Source organism: Frateuria sp. (assembly GCF_035695185.1).
GTDB lineage: Bacteria > Pseudomonadota > Gammaproteobacteria > Xanthomonadales > Rhodanobacteraceae > Frateuria_A.
Genome location: NZ_DASSES010000094.1, coordinates 1 through 16,588, shown reverse-complemented (window position 1 = coordinate 16,588; position 16,588 = coordinate 1). Strand labels below are relative to the sequence as shown.

Genomic DNA, 16,588 nt, shown 5'->3' with positions numbered 1-16,588 from the left:
CAGCCGTGGCGACGTGATCGCCACCACGTCCTCACCGCCGCAGGTGGCTGACCAGTTCGCGGCACACGTGCTGTGGATGGATGCGGCGGCGCTGCTTCCGGGCCGCCCGTACTGGATGAAGGTCGGCGCCCGGCTGGTCACGGCGCAGGTCACCGAGATCAAGCATCGCGTCGACGTGAACACGCAGGAAAAGCGTGCCGCCAAGCGCCTGGAACTGAACGAGGTCGGCTTCTGCAACCTGAGCCTGGATCACGCCATCGCATTCGAGTCCTACCAGGACTGCCGCGAGCTCGGCGCGTTCATCCTGATCGACCGCCAGACCAACGCCACGGTCGCCGCCGGCACGCTCGACTTCGCGTTGCGCCGTGCGGACAACATCCATTGGCAACATACCGAAGTCGATCGCGTGGCCCGTGCCCGCATCAAGGGCCAGACGCCGGCGTGCCTGTGGTTCACCGGCCTGTCCGGCTCGGGCAAGTCGACCATCGCGAACGTGGTCGAGAAGCGCCTGCACGCCATGGGCTACCACACCTACATGCTCGACGGCGACAACGTGCGCCATGGGCTCAACCGCGACCTCGGCTTCACCGAGGAGGACCGCGTGGAGAACATCCGCCGCGTGGCGGAGGTATCCAAGCTGATGGTCGACGCGGGCCTGATCGTGCTGGTGTCCTTCATCAGCCCGTTCCGCAGCGAACGCGGCATGGCGCGCAGACTGTTCGAGAACGGCGAGTTCCGCGAGGTCTTCGTCGACACCCCGCTGGAGGTCTGTGCGCAGCGCGATCCCAAGGGGCTGTATGCGAAGGCGCGTGCAGGCCAGATCCGCAACTTCACCGGCATCGACTCGCCCTACGAGCGGCCGGAACGGCCGGAGATGCACCTGGAGACGTCGGGTGCCTCCGTGGACGAGATGGCACAGCGCGTGATCGACCACCTGCTCGGTCAATGACACGCAGGCCACCCGCCTTGTCCCGCTCCGTCCGGGGTGGGGCAGGGTGAGGGGCCGGGGCGCGCGGGGCGCTGAACCGCGCGCCGACGGCTTGTCAGCCCCTTCCACCGGCAAGTCGGTACTCCTCGTTATTCCCGACCGCTCGCATGGTTGGGAACCTGTCCACTCACCTTGTTCCTTTCCCTCCGGGGTGAGGGCGGGGTGAGGGCCGCGGCCCGGGCGCTCGAGCCGTGGGGCGCGGGTGCTCCGGCGTTTCCGGCGGCCGGTCGGCACCCGCGCAGTCTCCTCGACTGCGTGCGCGAGCGAAGCCCGCATGGATCCTTCTCGGTTCCCGGGGCGCGATCAGGAAGGGCGGCGGACCGCGGACGACTCGAACAGCGCCGCCGGCTTGTCGAAGCCCTTCAGCAGCCACGGCGCGTCTTCGGCACTTTCTCTCCGGCCCTGCGCGCAGGCACCGGCTGCGCGCCATGCCCAACACGGCGCGCCTGCTCTGGAGGCCCAGGGTGAGGGGGCGGCCGGCACCGTGCAGCACGGTGTGCCACGCAGCGGGGCAGGCTAATGGCTCGTTCGCGGCCGCGCGGGCAGGATGGCCGGCATCGCTCGACTCCCGACTTCAGTCGAGCGTGCTGGCGACGCGTGGCGCCACCGCCGAGGGATTCCTGCCGCCGGGTGGCAGGTCCTCTCCGTACGGGGCCGGCTCCGGCCAGCCGAACTTCGCTCCCAGCGTTTCGTCCCACTCCTTCGGGTCGAACACGTACCGGCCGGCGCCTGGCGTCAGGGTGAGCTCGCCGACGTACACCCGTCCCTGGTGCACGTACAGGTCCACCCGCATGTAACCCAGCGGTTCGGCCAGCTTGCGGGCAACTTGGAGCATCTCGTCCAGCTGCTCGGGGCGCGGCGCGACGCAACCGCTGGTCTTCTGGTGCAGCAACTGGAAGGGTGCCGGCCGCCAATCCTCCAGGTAGAGGTCCTGGGTCAGGTGCTCGAAGCGTCCCTGCATGTGCTGGATGAAGACATACGGCTTCTGTCCGTGCCCCGGGTTGAACACGTTGAACTTGAAATCGGCCGGCGGCCGACCGTCGGTGAGCAGTGCATGTTCGAAGATGATGCGCGGGCGGATGTAGCGGTAGTGCTTCTCGCGCATCCGCATGGGGAACTCCGAGGCCATCCACTGGTTGGCCAGGGCGGCCAGCGCCACCGGGTCCTCGTTGCGCTTGTCGAGCACGATGCGCAGTTGGCCGAAGCTGTGGTTGGCCTTCATCACGAAGCAGCCGGGCAGCGCGTCGAAGGTCTCCGGTGTCACCTTTTCGGCGATCAGGTAGGCCGGCACCAGGTACTGCGTGCCGACCGTGTTGGCGACGTAGCTGCGTACCTCGACCTTGTCCGCCAGCCGCGAGAACAGCGGCGAGGGATAACGCATGCGGTGGAATATCTTCTCGGAGAAGCGGCGCGGCTGCTGGAAGTGGCACGGCCGCCCGTGGGTTATCAGGTACTTGTACTGGTAGAAAGCGCAATCGGGCAGCGCCATCACCAACGGCGACACCTGGTCCCTGATGGCTCTGAGCTTGCGCGTCATCGTGCTGCCTGCTGCGTGCCGTGCCATCCGCGATCGAGCGCGTTGCGGTCCGCCCGGGAGTGTCGGCCGGCCCACGGCTGCAGCCGGGAGGGCAGGCTGTCCTGCTTCATCTGATCGGCGGTCGAACTCACGCTCTGGCGACTTCCTTGGGTGGGGATGACGGCAATTGTTGGGGATTCGTGGTCGATGCCGCGTGCAATGTCACGGAAGAGCGGGTGTACGGCGCCGTGATGCGCGCGGATACGGTCGCCCCGGTGACTCGACCGGTGGGAGAGGCAAACCGCGTGTCGGGGGCCAGGCCGGGGTGCATGCATCTCTGCCATGCGCACGTCGGGGAGGCCGGGAAGGCGACGCGGCCGTGCCGCGCCGCCCGGGGCAGTTCCTACTTGGCAGCCGAGCCGCGCTTGGGACCGTGGGAGTTCTTGCCGTAGGAGGACAGGAAGGTCACCGAGGACTGCAGCCGCACCACGTTGCTCGGCAGCCGTTCCGGCTCCAGCGTGGGACGCGGCTGGGGCCGCGCCGGTGCCGCCTGCTGCTTCTGCCAGATGCGCCCCATGGCAGTGACGTAGATCACCGTCAGTGCGCCGAAGGCGAGCAGATTGCTGCCGGGCGCCAGCGAGTGGGTGAGCATGCCGGTCAGCGCCAGCCCGATCGCCAGCATCACCAGCGCCACCAGCGTGGTGCGCGGGCCCAGGCCGGCGCGCAGCATCATGTGGTGGATGTGGCCGCGGTCGGGCTTGAACGGGCTCTTGCCCTCGCGGATCCGGCGCACCACCACCTGCAGCGTGTCCAGCACCGGCAGGGCCACGCACCAGAGCACGTCGATCGTGGAAAGCTCGGTGTCCGGCACGCTCTGGCTCAGGTGGATCAACGTCCACGCCAGGATGTAGCCCACCACCATGCTGCCGGCGTCGCCGAGGAAGATCTTCTTGCCGGCCAGGCCGAGGTTCGCCGCCAGGTAGGGCACCAGCGCGCCGGCCAGCAGCACCAGCACGATCACGCCAGGCCACTGGGGCTGGCCCTGGTACAGGATGATCGCGGCGATGCTGACCAGTGCCAGCATGCCGGCCAGGCCGTCGATGCCGTCCATCATGTTGAAGGCATTGAGCAGGCCGATCACCGCGACCACGGTCAGCGGGATGCCGAACACGCCCAGCTCGAACTCCTGACCGAACAGGTGGCCGAGCGTGTGGATATGGACACCGGTCACGGCGACCATGGTCAGTACCGCGGCGGTCTGCACCAGCAGGCGCGTGCGAACGCTGAGATCGAAGCGGTCGTCCAGCGCGCCGACCACCGCGAGCACCGCCGCGGTGGCCAGCAGGACATTGGTGAACAAGGGGGCCTGCCCGTCGACCACGGCGCCGGCCAGGACGCCGACGAAGGCGGCCAGTCCGCCGATCAGGGGGATGTGGCCGACGTGATGTTTGCGTTCATCCGGACGGTCGACCAGACCCCAGGCTTCGGCAAAACGGTAAAGGATGGCGATCGCCAGAGCCGAAACGCAGGCGGCCGTCAGACAAGCGATAAGTATCCGGGAGTACTGCATAGTGGCTAGTCCCATCGTCCTGATCAGGCCATGCCGGCAGACGTGACTTCCCCGTCGACTGACACGGCACCACCTGCGTTAGCAGGCAAAACCGGATATCCCCGTTCCCTAAGCCTGGTGTTAAGAGGCTTCGAAACAGGGTAGGCAGCCGCCAGTGCAATTCTCGTCAATGGGAGACAGGCGCAACCCGCCTGCAAGTAAGGCGCCAGGGGCCTGTTCAGGCCGCTGGGAAATTCACCCGCCGATCAGCGGAACAGCAGATTGATGACCACCAGCGTGGTCACCAGCATCGCCAGCGTGAGCGGCACGCCCACGCGCAGGAAATCCTTGCCGCGGTAGCCGCCGGGGCCGGCCACCATCATCAGCGCGGGGTGGCCCGAGCTCAGCAGGAAGGTATTGGACGAGGATACCGCCACGATCAGTGCGTAGGCTGAAGGGTTGCCCCCCGTGGCCACCGCCACGCTGATCGCGATCGGCACCATCATCACCGTCGCGCCCACGTTGGACATCACCTGCGAGAACAGCAGGGTGAGCATCGCCAGGCACGCCTGCAGGATCCACGGCGAGGCGCCGCCCAGCTTGTCGAGCACCTCCTGCGCCAGCCAGGCGGCCGTGCCGGTGGCATCCATCGACCAGCCGAGCGGAATGAGACAGGCGGTGACGAAAATCGTCTTCCAGTTGACCGCCTTGTAGGCCTCGTCCATGTTCAGCACGCCGGTCAGCAGCATGCCGATCGCGCCGGTCATCATCGCCACCGACAGGTCCAGGTGGGTGAACAGGGCCAGGCACTTGGCCAGCAGGAAGAAGCCGACGGCCTGCCAGATCTTGCCCGGGCGCTGCTCTTCCTTCGGGATGTCGGTGACGACGACGAGGTCCTTGTCTTCGGCGGCCAGCGCGAGGTCGCGCCAGCTCGAGTGCAGCACCAGCGTGTCGCCTGCGCGCAGGTTCACGCCGCGCACGTCGTCGCGGAACACCTGGTCGCCGCGGTTGATCGCCAGCACCGAGATGCCATAGCGCTTGCGCAGTCGCAGGTCGCCCACGTTCTGCTTGAGGAAGCGCGAGGATGGCGGCAGCACCGCCTCGGAGATGCCCGCGCGGGTCGGGTTGAACAGTTCGCCCAGCTGGCGCATGCGCGGGGACACCTTGCATAGCTGGTTGTTGGCGAAGCGGTTGATCTCCTCGCGCGGCGCCAGCACGCCGAGCACCGAGCCGACCCAGATCACGTAGTCGACCGGCGGCGCCATGCGCGCGTCGTTGCCGCTCTTGATCGCCAAGATCAGCGGCGCGCCATGCAGTTGCTCGACCTCGCCGATGCTCATGCCCACCAGCGGGCTTTCGGCGGTGACGGTCAGTTCGGCCGTCTCGCCACCGATGCCGTAGGTCTCGGCGAAGTAGCTCTCGGTGCGGCCCGGGGTCACTTTCAGCCGCTCGTCCTCGCGCTCGGGCAGCAGCTTGCGGGTGAACAGCCAGAAGTAGCCGATGCCAAGCAGCGCCAGCACCAGGCCGACCGGGGTCACGCTGAACAGGCCGAACTTCGGGATCGTGTGCGCGCCGGGCGGCAGGTTGGCGTTGGCGCTGGCGATCAGGTCGTTGAGGACGATCAGCGGCGAGTTGGCGATCAGCGTGGTGTTGGTCGCGGTGAGGATGCAGAAGCCCATCGGCAGCAGCAGCCGGGAGATCGGCACGCCGGTGCGCGCAGACAGGCGGCTGGTCACCGGGATCATCAGCGCGGCCAGCGCCTGGCTCGGGATCACCGCGCTGAACAGGCTCGTCACCGAGTTGATCACCACGCCCAGGCGCGATTCCTTGCCGCGTGCCATGCGCATCACGAAGCTGGCGGTCAGCGAGAGCACACCGGCGCGGTCCAGTCCCGCGCCCATGATCATGATCGCGATGATCGCGATCACCGCGTTGCCGGCGAAGCCGTTGAACACGCGGTCGGACGGGATCAGCCCGGTCAGGCCGATCACCACCACCACCAGCAGCGCGACCATGTCGGCGCGGATCCACTCCAGCACCAGCATCAGCATGGTGAAGCCCACCAGCCCGAGCACCCGGATCATTTCGGGGGTGAGCGCGAGGGCCACTAGCGAGCGTCCAGGTGAGGCTGGTGGTGAAAGCGGATGGGGTTGTGCAGTGGATGCCTCACGCGGCCGGGCCCGTCCCTGTCTGTCCCGCCAGTATAAGCGGGGCGTCGCAGTGGGCGGTGAACCTGGGGCCGGGGCTCGCGGAAAGCCGGGTGGGGAAGGAGGTTATCGGAGCTCGGGACAAGCATCGGCTTGCGGCCAGTGCGAAGCCTCAGCCCGGCCGCCTCCCGGGGGAGAGGCGCCCACTCAGACCTTGCGGTAGAGCAGGTCCCACACCCCGTGGCCGAGCTTCAGCCCGCGCCGCTCGAAGTGCGTTTCGATGCGCCAGGCCGGCTTCTCGGCGTACTGGCCGGGGGCGATCGCGTTGCGCCAGGCGGGTGCCGCCTCCATCACCTCCAGCATGTGTTCGGCGTAGGGCTGCCAGTCGGTGGCCAGGTGCAGCAGACCACCGGGCGCCATGCGTGTGGCGAGCAGGGCGACGAAGTCCGGCTGCACGATGCGCCGCTTGTTGTGGCGCTTCTTGTGCCAGGGATCGGGAAACCAGATCCGCGCCTCGGCCAGCGTGCCTGGTGTGATCTCGTGCTCGAGCACCTCCACCGCGTCGTGCTTGTACAGCCGCACGTTGGAAGCCTCGCGCGCGGCCAGCGCATTCATCAGCCGGCCTACGCCCGGGCCGTGCACTTCCACGCCGATGTAGTCGCGCGCCGGATCGTGTTCACTGGCCCAGGCCAGTGCTTCGCCGTTCCCGAAGCCGATTTCCAGCACGCGCGGCGCGACGCGGCCGAAGCGGCTGGCGAGATCCTGCAGCTCACCGCGGTAGTCGATGCCGAAGCGCGCCCAATGCGCGTCGAAGGCGCGCTGTTGCGCAGGCGTCATGCGGCCCTCGCGCAGCACGAAGCTGCGGATGCGGCGCAGGTACGGGGGGCGGTCGGGGTGCGGAGGCTGGTCGTTCACGGCGTGCGCCTGGATTGCGATGGACATGGCGGGCAGGCCATGCCACGGGGTCGCGCATTGTAGCGGCGGCGCCGCGTGGGCGCCGCCTGTTGGCTCACTGGTGTGCCTCGAAACGCCGTGTCGATTGGTGCCCCGGCTTCGGCGCCGGGGCGGGCGCCCGGGCCGGTGCCTGCCGTGGCGCTGGCGCAGATCCGCGTTGCATCGGGGCCGCGTGCGGCACGGGCCGTGCTTCGCGGAAGTCCGGCGGGCGCTGGAAGCGTGGCGGCGGCGGAGCGGTGCGGGTGCGCAGCTGCGTGTCGAAATCGGGCCGGCGCAGATTGGCGGGCTGGGCGGGGCGATCATTGCGGCGCAACGGCGGCACGCGCGTCGCCGCCTGAGCACGGGCCGCCTCGATGCGCGAGGCACGGGCACGCGCATCGGCATCGGGTGCGCGCTGGAAGCGCACGCCGGGTGCCGCGTCCGGATGCCGCGTCGGTAGCCTTCGCGCCGCGTCCGCGCGCTCGAAATGCGCGGGCCGCGGTAGCGTGGGCACGGCACGCGCAGCACGCTCGCGATCGGTCGCAGTGTCGTGGATGACGCTCACGCCCGGGCGCGGCTCTGCCGGAGCGCGTGATGCATGGGCGCGCACGAACCGCGCCGAGCGCAGCTCGCCCGGGCGCAGCGGCGCCTCGCGCGGGGCCATGCGGGCCGGCGCCGGCGCACTGCGGACCTCGCGTTCGCGGGCAGCGGCCGGAGCACGGGGGGCCTCGCGGCCCGAACCGGCCCGCCAGGCCGGGGCGATGTGCGCGACGGTCGGCAGGGTTCCGCCACGCGGCCGCAGGATCCGCACGTGGGTCGGCGCGGCCACGGACGGCCGGATCGGGGCGTTGCGCGCGGCCACGCGTTCCACCCGTGGCGCGTGCAGCGCCACCACTTCGCGCCGGAAGCCCTGCGCCGGCAGCGCGCGTGCCTGGGCCGGGCGCGGCGGGGCGAAGCTGCGCGAGGTGGGCTTCGGGGTCCCGTGGCGGGTCAGCAGGCGGGCGCCGGCAAGCTGGCCGGGGTGGATCTGCAGGCGATGGCGCTGCACGCGGTCGGCGCTCGCGAAGCTGTGCGCCGGTACCGCGGTAAAGCCGCGCGGGCCGCCGCCACGCAGTGCGCGCACCGGCGGGGCGATGCCGCGGTGCCAGTCGCGGTAGCGGCGGTCCACCCGGTCCGCGATCCGCCTGTCGTGCACGTGGATGTTGGTCACGTTGACCTGGGTGTAGTAGCGGCGGCTGCCGCCGTACCAGGGGTCGTAGACGTCTCCCGGGCCGAGCGGATACCAGCCGACCGGGGCACTGCCCAGCGCCACGCGCCAGTGGCTGCCGCCGACGAAGGCGACCAGCGCCGGCGCGTAGACCGGGCGCCAGCCGATCGGGCCGGGCACCCAGCACCAGCCGCGGCTGCGCCAGGCCCAGCGGCCGTAGTGGTAGGGCGCGAAGCCCCAGGGGGCATCGTCGACCCAGGTCCAGCCCCACGGGGCCACCCAGGCCCAGTGGCCATCGCGGTAGGGCGCCCAGCCGGTGTCGACGTGCGCCGGGTACCAGACCTGGCCGTACTCCGGATCGGCCTGCCAGTGGCCGTAGCGGTCCAGGTCCTGGTAGCCGATCACGTCCTCGGACACGTAGCGGCGTGATCCGGAGTCCGCATAACGACGGTCGCGCGCCTCGCTCCAGCGGTCGAAGTCGTCGCCGCCGGCGAGCTGTTCCACCGTCACATCGTTCAGCGCCGAATCGCCGAAGCGGTAACTGCGCCCGGCGACCACCAGCCGTTGCGCGTCGTTCTCGCCGTACACCGTGGCACTGCCGTCGAAGGCGGTGACGCGGGTGGCGCGGCCGTCGCGGTCGACGTCCAGGCGGTACTTGCCGGGGTGGTCGACCACCAGCGCCACGGTGGGCGTGTCGATCTCGTAGCTCTGGCCGTCGTCGAGCCGGCGCACGGTCAGGTCGAGCGTGCCCTGGGTGAGCTCCAGCTGGGCCAGCTGGTCGTCCAGTTGCAGGAATCCCACGTCGGTGCCGCCGTCCAGGCGCACGGTGGCGCCGTCCAGCTCCAGCTCGGCGCGGGCGCCGTCACTGCTGGAAAGGCGGTCGCCGGTGGTCAGCGGACGGTTGATGACGGCCTCGCCCCAGTCCTGCGCTCCCGAAGGCAGCAGGCCGACGTCGCCCTCCTGGTAGGAGAGGCGGGCGACGCGGTCCGGCGGATCGCCGGTGGAGTCGGTCGCCTGCGCGTGCAGGGCCCCGGCGCCACACAGCAGCAGGGTGGCGGTGCAGGCGCGCCAGAAGAGCTGCAGTCTCGAACGTCCACGCATGGTTCTTTCCTCCGCCGTGTCAGGCATGCAAACGGCTGGCATCACGAGGCGATGACCGATTATGGGCTGGCCGTTCATGCTGCAGCGCGCCGCGGTGCCCACGGTTCAGCCGGCCGCCATGTAGGGTTCATGGCCGGTGCGGGAATGCCCCGGCCGGCCTGCACGCGGGCCCCCGTTCCCCAACTCCCGCCTCCCGGGTTAACATCGGCGGCGAACGCGGGTGTAGCTCAATGGTAGAGCTGTAGCTTCCCAAGCTACTGACGAGGGTTCGATTCCCTTCACCCGCTCCAGCCTGCACGCAGCCCGGCCGATCCGGCCGGGCTGATTTCACCTCCCCTTGAGGGTCCGGCCCGCCACGCTTTCCGGCCTTCCCGCCACCATCCGTGCAGCGATGACAGACGTGATCACCCTCGGTTGGCGGGAACGGCTGGCACTGCCGCAGCTGGGCGTGGACATGCTCAAGGCCAAGCTCGATACCGGCGCGCGTTCCAGTTCGCTGCACGTGGATACGCTGGAAGTGTTCGAGCGCGCCGGCGCGACCTGGCTGCGCTTCTCGCTCACCCTGGGCCGGCATCATCCGCGCACCGTGCAGTGCCAGGCGCCGGCGCTGGACCGGCGCGTGGTGACCGATACCGGCGGGCATGGCAGCGAGCGCTGGTTCGTGCGCAGCGACGTGCAGCTGGCCGGCGCACGCTATCCCATCGAGATCAGCCTCACCGACCGGCGGCACATGCTGTTCCCCATGCTGCTCGGCCGCAGCGCGTTGCTCGGGCGCTTCGCGGTCGATCCCCGGCTTTCCTATACCCAGCCACGCCCGCGGCCGGCCTTCGCCGGGCCGGCGGGCCGGGTCGCCCACGAACACCCTTACGGCCAGCTGCCATGAAGATCGCCATCCTGTCGCGGAACACGCGGCTGTACTCGACCCGCCGGCTGGTCGAGGCCGCGCGCGAGCGCAACCACGTCGTGCGCGTGCTCGATCCGCTGCGCTGCTACGTGCGGATCGCCCCGGGCGGCGCGTCGGTGCGCTACAAGGGCAAGGCGCTGCGCGACTTCGACGCGGTGATCCCGCGCATCGGCACCACCTCCACCTTCTATGGCACGGCAGTCCTGCGCCAGCTGGAGATGATGGGGGTGTACGCACCCAATTCGTCGGACGCGGTGCTGCGCGCGCGCGACAAGCTGCGCGCGCTGCAGATCCTCGCCTCCCACGGGCTGGACATGCCGGTGACGGTGTTCGGCGACAACCCCGACGACACCAACGACGTGCTGGCGATGCTCGGCGAGCCACCCCACGTCATCAAGCTCAACGAAGGCAGCCAGGGCACCGGCGTGGTACTGGCCGAGAAACGCAGCGCCTCGCAGAGCGTCATCGAAGCCTTCCGCGGCCTGTACGCCAACTTCCTGGTGCAGGAGTTCATCGCCGAGGCCAAGGGCAGCGACCTGCGCTGCTTCGTGGTTGGCCGGAAGGTGATCGCGGCGATGCAGCGCGAGGCCAGCCCGGGCGACTTCCGCGCCAACCTGCACCGCGGCGGCAGCGCGTCGAAGGCCATCCTGAGCGCGGAGGAAAAGCGCATCGCGGTGCGCGCGGCCGGGGCGCTGGGCCTGGGCATCGCCGGCGTGGACCTGCTGCGTTCGGACCGTGGCCCGCTGATCCTGGAGGTCAACGCCTCACCGGGGCTGGAGGGCATCGAGACGGCCACCGGCGTGGATGTCGCCGGTCACATCATCCGGCACCTGGAGGAGCAGGCAGGCGCCTGAGCTTTTCTTCACGCGTGCGGCACTAGAACGTGCGCGCCGGACACGTCGGTTAACGGGCGCGTGAGCCGGGGTTAACCGCACCGTAACCGCCCGGGCCCTATAAAGGCCCCACTGCAATGTGCTGGCGCCGGGCGCAAGGCCGGAGCCGGCAGATTCGGTATCGGGGCAGTAAGCTTGGGCCCAGGTGCAGCGACGACGAGTCGGGCATCTGGGCCTTTTTATTGGCCCCGGCTCGCGAGAGCCGGCCACCCTTCCGGCAAGCTTGTTAAGCTTGCTCCCCTTGGCGGCCAGTGGCCCTTGGAGTGGCGCATGCGTGTCCTTGTGATCGAAGACAACAGCGATATCGCGACCAACATCGGCGATTACCTGGAAGACCGCGGGCACGTGGTCGACTTCGCCGGTGACGGCGTGACCGGCCTGCACCTGGCCGTCGTGCACGACTTCGACGTGATCGTGCTGGACCTGACCCTGCCGGGCATGGACGGCCTGGATGTCGCGCGCAAGCTGCGCCACGAGGCGCACAAGCAGACGCCGGTGCTGATGCTGACCGCGCGCGACGCGCTGGAGCAGAAACTCACCGGCTTCGAGTCCGGTGCCGATGACTACATGACCAAGCCCTTCGCTTTGCAGGAGCTGGCCGCCCGGCTCGAGGTGCTGGCGCGCCGCGGCAAGGGTCCGCAGAGCCGCGTGCTGAAGGTCGCCGACCTGACCTACAACCTGGACACGCTCACCGTCAGCCGCGACGGCAAGTCGATCCAGCTCAACCCGATCGGCCTCAAGCTCCTGCAGGCATTGATGGAAGCCAGCCCCTCGGTGGTCACCCGGCAGGACCTGGAGCAGCGTGTGTGGGGTGAGGAGCTGCCCGACAGCGACTCGCTGCGCGTGCACATCCACGGCCTGCGCGCGGCGATCGACAAGCCGTTCGACAAGCCGCTGATCCACACGCGCCACGGCATCGGGTACCGCATGGTCGAGCCGGATGCTGTCCAGGCGTAAGCTGCGGTTCCGCCTGATCGTCTCCTTCGCGCTGTTCGGCTTCGGCCTCAGCGCGTTGTTCGCGTTTTCCGCGCTCAATATCCGCGCCCGGGTCGAGGACCAGCTGGTCACCGCCACGCTGCTGGACGAGGTGGACAACCTCAACCGGCAGGTGCACGAGCATCCGGACCGCCAGCCCAAGTTCGGCATCGTCGAAGCGTGGACCTGGAGCGACCGCACGATCTACAAGGCCCCGCTGGAGTGGCAGCAACTGGAGAACGGCGTCCATGACGTCAGCGACACGGGCGCCGACGGCAAGACCCACCACTACAAGCTCGCGGTCGAGCACAAGAACGGCATCTACAGTTTCCTGCGCTACGACATCTCCCGCGACGAGCTGGGCAAGCGCCAACTCCTGTTCAGTGTGATCGGCGCGGTGTTCCTGTTCGGCCTGCTCTCGCTCGTGCTCGGCCTGTGGCTCTCGCGCAAGGTGCTCAAGCCGGTCAGCGAGCTGGCCGCGCGCCTGCGCGATTTCCGCAAGGCCGGCAAGGCCGATCCGCTGGCACCGCATTTCGCCGACGACGAGGTAGGTGAGCTGGCGCTGGCGCTGGACGAATACGCCGCGCGGCTGACCGCGATGGTCGAGCGCGACCGCGAGTTCAACTCCGACGTGAGCCACGAGCTGCGCACGCCGCTGGCCGTGATCGCCAGCACCACCGAACTGCTGCAGGGTTCGCCGGACCTCACCGACAAGCTGCGCGAGCGGCTCAAGCGCATCGAACGCGCCTCGCGCCAGGCCACCGAGCTGATCGAGGCGCTGCTGCTGCTTTCCCGCGCGGAGCGCCGCGGGCCGACGCGCGGCGAGACCACGGAAGTGGCCAGGGTCGCCGCCGACGTGATCGAAAGCCAGCGCCCGCAGATGCGCGACAAGCCGCTGGACATCGCGCTGACCGTGCACGACCCCGTGAGCGTGAACGCCCCGGCCTCGGTGCTCGCCGTGGCGCTGACCAACCTGATCGGCAACGCCATCAAATACACGCTCGAGGGTCTGGTGCAGGTGGAAGTCGGCAGCGGCCGGATCGAGGTGATCGACACCGGCCCCGGCATCAAGCCGGAAGATGCCGAGCGGCTTTTCCAGCGCGGCGTGCGCGGCGAGGGCGCCGGCGGCAGCGGCGCGGGCCTCGGCCTGGCGATCGTGCGCCGCTTGTGCGACCTGTATGGCTGGCAGGTATCGATGCGACCGCGCAGCGATGCCAACGGCGCCATCGCCAGCCTGGTGTTCGAACCGGCCTGATGCCTGCTCCCCCTCCGGGAGGTTAAGGGATGAGGGGCCGGACTCGCGGGAAACCGGGCAAAAAAAGGAGCCGCTTTCGCGGCCCCTTCTCTTACCGGTTCCTGCCTTCCCTCACACCGGCTCCAGCCAACCCCACTGGTCGCTGGTGCGCCCGTCGAACAGGCCGAAATACAACTCCTGCAGGCGCCGCGTCACCCGCCCGGCCGTGCCGTTGCCGACCTGCTTGCCGTCGATCGAGCGGATCGGCGTGACTTCGGCGGCGGTGCCGCACATCAGCACCTCGTCGGCCAGGTACAGGTATTCGCGGGGCAGGTCGCGCTCGACCACCTCGATGCCGTCCTCGCGCGCCAGCGTCTTGAGCGTGTCGCGGGTGATGCCGGTCAGGATCGAGGCACTCGCCGGCGTGGTGTGCAGCACGCCGTCGAAGACCAGGAACAGGTTCTCGCCCGCGCCTTCGCTCAGCAGGCCCGTATTGGCCAGCGCGATGCCCTCGCCGAAGCCGAGCCGGCGGGCCTCGCGCGCGATCAGCTGGCCCGACAGGTAATTGCCGCCGGCCTTGGCGCCGGCCGGAATGGTGTTCGGCGCGAAGCGCTGCCAGCTCGACACGCAGGCGGTGATGCCCTGTTCGAGCGCCTCCGGCCCGAGGTACGGGCCCATCGGCCAGGCCGCCACCGCCACGTCGATCGGCGTGTCGGCCGACAGGCCGAAGCCGCCCAGGCCGCGGTAGGCCACCGGGCGCAGGTAGGCGGCGGTCAGGCCATTCTTCCTGATCACGTCGCGGCAGGCCGTGGCCAGCTCGTCCTGCGAGTACGGCAGCACCATGTCGTAGATGCGCGCCGACTGGTACAGGCGGTTGAGGTGGTCGGTCAGGCGGAAGATCGCCGCCCCATCGGGCGTGGCGTAGCTGCGGATGCCTTCGAACACGGACGAACCGTAATGCAGCGCATGCGACATCACGTGGGTGGTGGCCTCGCGCCACGGCTTGATCGTGCCGTTCTGCCAGATCCACTCGGGGTATTGCTGCGCCATGGGGGTTCTCCTTGCAGGGGACCGGCCATGATACCGCCTGGGGGCCGTCGCCCGCGCGTGCCTATTCCCGGCGCAACCACAGGCAACCGGCCCTGGGCTCGATGGCGAAGCGCGTTTCGCTGTCTTCCTCGCTGCCATCCTCGGACGCGGTTTGCACGACCAGTTCGGACATGGTTGCGCCCGCCGCCAGGTCGATGCCGATCAGCGGCCGGCGCATGATGTCGGCCAGGCCACGGATGTCGGATACGACGGCATGCTCGCCGTAGCCCGCCCACAGCATCAGCCCCGCCAGGCGGTTGGCATCCTGGTTGGCGAAGACATCGATGACCGCGTCGCGCAACTGGTCCTCGTCGACCGCGCAGGTGACGGCCGGCGGGCGCAGCAGGGGCGCGCCGCCGGTGGCCGAGGACGCCGGTGCCGGGGTGGCCTGCAGGCTGGCGCAGGGCTGGTCGGTGAACACCGGATGCCCGTCGGCGGCGATGCAGTGGTAGATCGGCGCCTGCGCATATGCCGCCGGGGTGGCCAGGGCGAGCAGCAGCAACAGGGCGGAGTGCAGCAGGGGCATGGGCCGAGCATAGCGGCCCGCTGCGGAGGCTTCAGTGCAGTTGCGCAAGCACCGCCTGGGTCGCCCGGGCCCGGTTCAGCGTGTAGAAGTGCAGCCCGGGCGCGCCACCCTCCAGCAGACGCCGACACAACTGCGCCACCACCTCGGCGCCGAGCGCGCGGATCGCGTCGGCGTCGTCGCCATGGGCCTGCATGCGCTTGGTGATCCAGCGCGGGATCTCCGCGCCGCAGGCGTCGGAAAACCGCTTGAGCTGGCTGAAGTTGGTGATCGGCATGATGCCCGGCACGATCGGCACGGTGACTCCGAGTCGGCGCACGTCGTCGACGAAACGGAAATAGGCGTCCGGGTTGAAGAAGTACTGGGTGATCGCGCCGTCCGCCCCGGCATCGACCTTCGCCTTGAAATGCGCCAGGTCGCGCCAGGCGTCCTCCGCCTGGGGATGGGTCTCCGGGTAGGCGGCCACCTCGATGTGGAAATGGTCGCCCGAATGCTTGCGGATGAACGCGACCAGCTCGGCTGCATAGCGGAAGTCGCCCGGCGAGGCCATGCCCGAGGGCAGGTCGCCGCGCAGGGCCACGAGGCGCCGGTAGCCGGCCGCGCGGTAACCATCCAGCAGTCCGGCGATCTCCGCCCGCGTGCCACCCATGCAGGAGAGGTGCGGCGCCACCGCCAGGCCATGCTGGCGGTTCAGTCGCGCCACCGTCTCGCCGGTGTAGCTCAGCGTCGAGCCGCCCGCGCCGAACGTCACCGAGACGTAGTCCGGTGCATGCGCCTTCAGCGTCTGTGCCGCACGGTCGAGCTGGGTCCGCTGCTCGTCGGTCTTGGGCGGGAAGAATTCGAAGCTGATGGCGGGCATGGACGATGCGCTCCTGCAGTGCGTGGCAGCATTCTATACGTTCATCGCGATGAAGCGATAGATGAATGTTTGACGCCGGGGCCGGGGCGCGGGGGACCCCGCAAAGAAAAAGGGCCGCATCGCTGCGGCCCCTTCTCTACACAGAGAGCGGATCGCTCAGTAGCGGTAGTGGTCGGCCTTGTACGGCCCGTCCACCGGCACGCCCAGGTACGCCGCCTGCTCGGTCGTCAGCGTGGTCAGCTTCACCCCGATCTTCTCCAGGTGCAGGCGCGCCACTTCCTCGTCCAGCTTCTTGGGCAGGATGTAGACCTTCGGTTCGTACAGGTCCTTGTTCGCCCACAGGTCGATCTGCGCCAGCGTCTGGTTGGAGAACGAGTTGGACATCACGAAGCTCGGGTGGCCGGTGGCACAGCCGAGGTTCACCAGGCGGCCTTCGGCCAGCAGGAACATCGAGCGGCCGTCCTTGAAGGTGTACTTGTCCACCTGCGGCTTGATGTTGGTGCGCTCGGCACCGGAGGCGTTGAGCTTCTCGACCTGGATCTCGTTGTCGAAGTGGCCGATGTTGCAGACGATCGCCTGGTCCTTCATCGCCTGCATGTGCTCCAGGCGGATCACGTCCTTGTTGCCGGTGGTGGTGACGTAGATGTCGCCGCGGCCCAGCGTGCTCTCG

General features: G+C 69.2%; 14 protein-coding genes and 1 tRNA gene. 6 read left to right on the top strand and 9 right to left on the bottom strand.

The window, feature by feature from the left end; genetic code table 11:
* Positions 1–949, top strand: a 949-nt coding sequence (cysC, locus tag VFH59_RS07270; RefSeq protein ID WP_325164216.1) for an adenylyl-sulfate kinase, incomplete at its 5' end; no start/stop codon positions are given.
* Between the two features lie 613 nt (positions 950–1,562).
* Here cysC and VFH59_RS07265 read toward each other — a convergent pair.
* The 5 genes from VFH59_RS07265 to VFH59_RS07245 all read right to left on the bottom strand — a co-directional run bounded on the left by VFH59_RS07265 (position 1,563) and on the right by VFH59_RS07245 (position 9,441).
* Positions 1,563–2,525 (bottom strand): ATP-grasp fold amidoligase family protein, encoded by a 963-nt coding sequence (locus tag VFH59_RS07265; RefSeq protein WP_325164215.1) that lies wholly within the window; start codon positions 2,523–2,525, stop codon positions 1,563–1,565.
* A 382-nt stretch (positions 2,526–2,907) separates the two neighbouring features.
* On the bottom strand, positions 2,908–4,089 hold the full coding sequence (locus VFH59_RS07260; RefSeq protein WP_325164214.1) for an MraY family glycosyltransferase: 1,182 nt from the start codon (positions 4,087–4,089) through the stop codon (positions 2,908–2,910).
* A 230-nt stretch (positions 4,090–4,319) separates the two neighbouring features.
* Positions 4,320–6,137 carry an SLC13 family permease gene (locus tag VFH59_RS07255; protein ID WP_325164217.1) on the bottom strand — a complete coding sequence of 606 codons (1,818 nt, stop codon included), beginning with the start codon at positions 6,135–6,137 and terminating at the stop codon, positions 4,320–4,322.
* A 270-nt stretch (positions 6,138–6,407) separates the two neighbouring features.
* Complete coding sequence (gene trmB / locus VFH59_RS07250) at positions 6,408–7,142, bottom strand: tRNA (guanosine(46)-N7)-methyltransferase TrmB (protein ID WP_325164213.1); 735 nt, start codon at positions 7,140–7,142, stop codon at positions 6,408–6,410.
* A 67-nt stretch (positions 7,143–7,209) separates the two neighbouring features.
* On the bottom strand, positions 7,210–9,441 hold the full coding sequence (locus tag VFH59_RS07245) for a DUF6600 domain-containing protein (protein WP_325164212.1): 2,232 nt from the start codon (positions 9,439–9,441) through the stop codon (positions 7,210–7,212).
* Between the two features lie 216 nt (positions 9,442–9,657).
* Here VFH59_RS07245 and VFH59_RS07240 point away from each other — a divergent pair.
* The 5 genes from VFH59_RS07240 to VFH59_RS07220 all read left to right on the top strand — a co-directional run bounded on the left by VFH59_RS07240 (position 9,658) and on the right by VFH59_RS07220 (position 13,468).
* Positions 9,658–9,731: transfer RNA gene (locus VFH59_RS07240), tRNA-Gly, on the top strand.
* A gap of 101 nt (positions 9,732–9,832) precedes the next feature.
* Positions 9,833–10,324 carry an ATP-dependent zinc protease gene (locus VFH59_RS07235; RefSeq protein WP_325164211.1) on the top strand — a complete coding sequence of 164 codons (492 nt, stop codon included), beginning with the start codon at positions 9,833–9,835 and terminating at the stop codon, positions 10,322–10,324.
* Positions 10,321–11,199, top strand: coding sequence for a 30S ribosomal protein S6--L-glutamate ligase (gene rimK, locus VFH59_RS07230; protein WP_325164210.1), 879 nt, complete (start codon positions 10,321–10,323; stop codon positions 11,197–11,199). The genes VFH59_RS07235 and rimK overlap by 4 nt, the downstream gene beginning before the upstream one ends.
* Before the next feature lie 309 nt (positions 11,200–11,508).
* Positions 11,509–12,195: a response regulator transcription factor gene (locus VFH59_RS07225; protein WP_091340102.1), complete on the top strand. Its 687-nt coding sequence runs from the start codon at positions 11,509–11,511 to the stop codon at positions 12,193–12,195.
* Entirely contained in the window at positions 12,179–13,468 is a 1,290-nt protein-coding gene (locus VFH59_RS07220; protein WP_325164209.1) for a HAMP domain-containing sensor histidine kinase, read from the top strand. The genes VFH59_RS07225 and VFH59_RS07220 overlap by 17 nt, the downstream gene beginning before the upstream one ends.
* Before the next feature lie 111 nt (positions 13,469–13,579).
* Here VFH59_RS07220 and VFH59_RS07215 read toward each other — a convergent pair whose 3' ends face one another.
* The 4 genes from VFH59_RS07215 to VFH59_RS07200 all read right to left on the bottom strand — a co-directional run.
* Positions 13,580–14,497 (bottom strand): branched-chain amino acid transaminase, encoded by a 918-nt coding sequence (locus tag VFH59_RS07215; protein ID WP_325164208.1) that lies wholly within the window; start codon positions 14,495–14,497, stop codon positions 13,580–13,582.
* Positions 14,498–14,558: 61 nt separating this feature from the next.
* Positions 14,559–15,062, bottom strand: a complete 504-nt coding sequence (locus VFH59_RS07210) for a DUF4124 domain-containing protein (protein WP_325164207.1) — start codon at positions 15,060–15,062, stop codon at positions 14,559–14,561.
* 31 nt (positions 15,063–15,093) lie between these two features.
* Positions 15,094–15,918, bottom strand: a complete 825-nt coding sequence (gene metF, locus VFH59_RS07205) for a methylenetetrahydrofolate reductase [NAD(P)H] (RefSeq protein WP_325164206.1) — start codon at positions 15,916–15,918, stop codon at positions 15,094–15,096.
* Positions 15,919–16,074: 156 nt separating this feature from the next.
* The coding region (locus VFH59_RS07200) for an adenosylhomocysteinase (RefSeq protein ID WP_325164205.1) at positions 16,075–16,588 on the bottom strand (514 nt) is incomplete at its 5' end.

Bases quoted from the DNA above. Each gene is read 5' to 3' on its own strand.
- VFH59_RS07255 (WP_325164217.1), bottom strand. From the start codon at position 6,137: ATGATCCGGGTGCTCGGGCTGGTGGGCTTCACCATGCTGATGCTGGTG.
- metF (WP_325164206.1), bottom strand. From the start codon at position 15,918: ATGCCCGCCATCAGCTTCGAATTCTTCCCGCCCAAGACCGACGAGCAG.
- trmB (WP_325164213.1), bottom strand. From the start codon at position 7,142: ATGTCCATCGCAATCCAGGCGCACGCCGTGAACGACCAGCCTCCGCAC.
- VFH59_RS07245 (WP_325164212.1), bottom strand. From the start codon at position 9,441: ATGCGTGGACGTTCGAGACTGCAGCTCTTCTGGCGCGCCTGCACCGCC.
- rimK (WP_325164210.1), top strand. From the start codon at position 10,321: ATGAAGATCGCCATCCTGTCGCGGAACACGCGGCTGTACTCGACCCGC.
- VFH59_RS07215 (WP_325164208.1), bottom strand. From the start codon at position 14,497: ATGGCGCAGCAATACCCCGAGTGGATCTGGCAGAACGGCACGATCAAG.
- VFH59_RS07235 (WP_325164211.1), top strand. From the start codon at position 9,833: ATGACAGACGTGATCACCCTCGGTTGGCGGGAACGGCTGGCACTGCCG.
- VFH59_RS07260 (WP_325164214.1), bottom strand. From the start codon at position 4,089: ATGGGACTAGCCACTATGCAGTACTCCCGGATACTTATCGCTTGTCTG.
- VFH59_RS07210 (WP_325164207.1), bottom strand. From the start codon at position 15,062: ATGCCCCTGCTGCACTCCGCCCTGTTGCTGCTGCTCGCCCTGGCCACC.
- VFH59_RS07220 (WP_325164209.1), top strand. From the start codon at position 12,179: ATGCTGTCCAGGCGTAAGCTGCGGTTCCGCCTGATCGTCTCCTTCGCG.
- VFH59_RS07265 (WP_325164215.1), bottom strand. From the start codon at position 2,525: ATGACGCGCAAGCTCAGAGCCATCAGGGACCAGGTGTCGCCGTTGGTG.
- VFH59_RS07225 (WP_091340102.1), top strand. From the start codon at position 11,509: ATGCGTGTCCTTGTGATCGAAGACAACAGCGATATCGCGACCAACATC.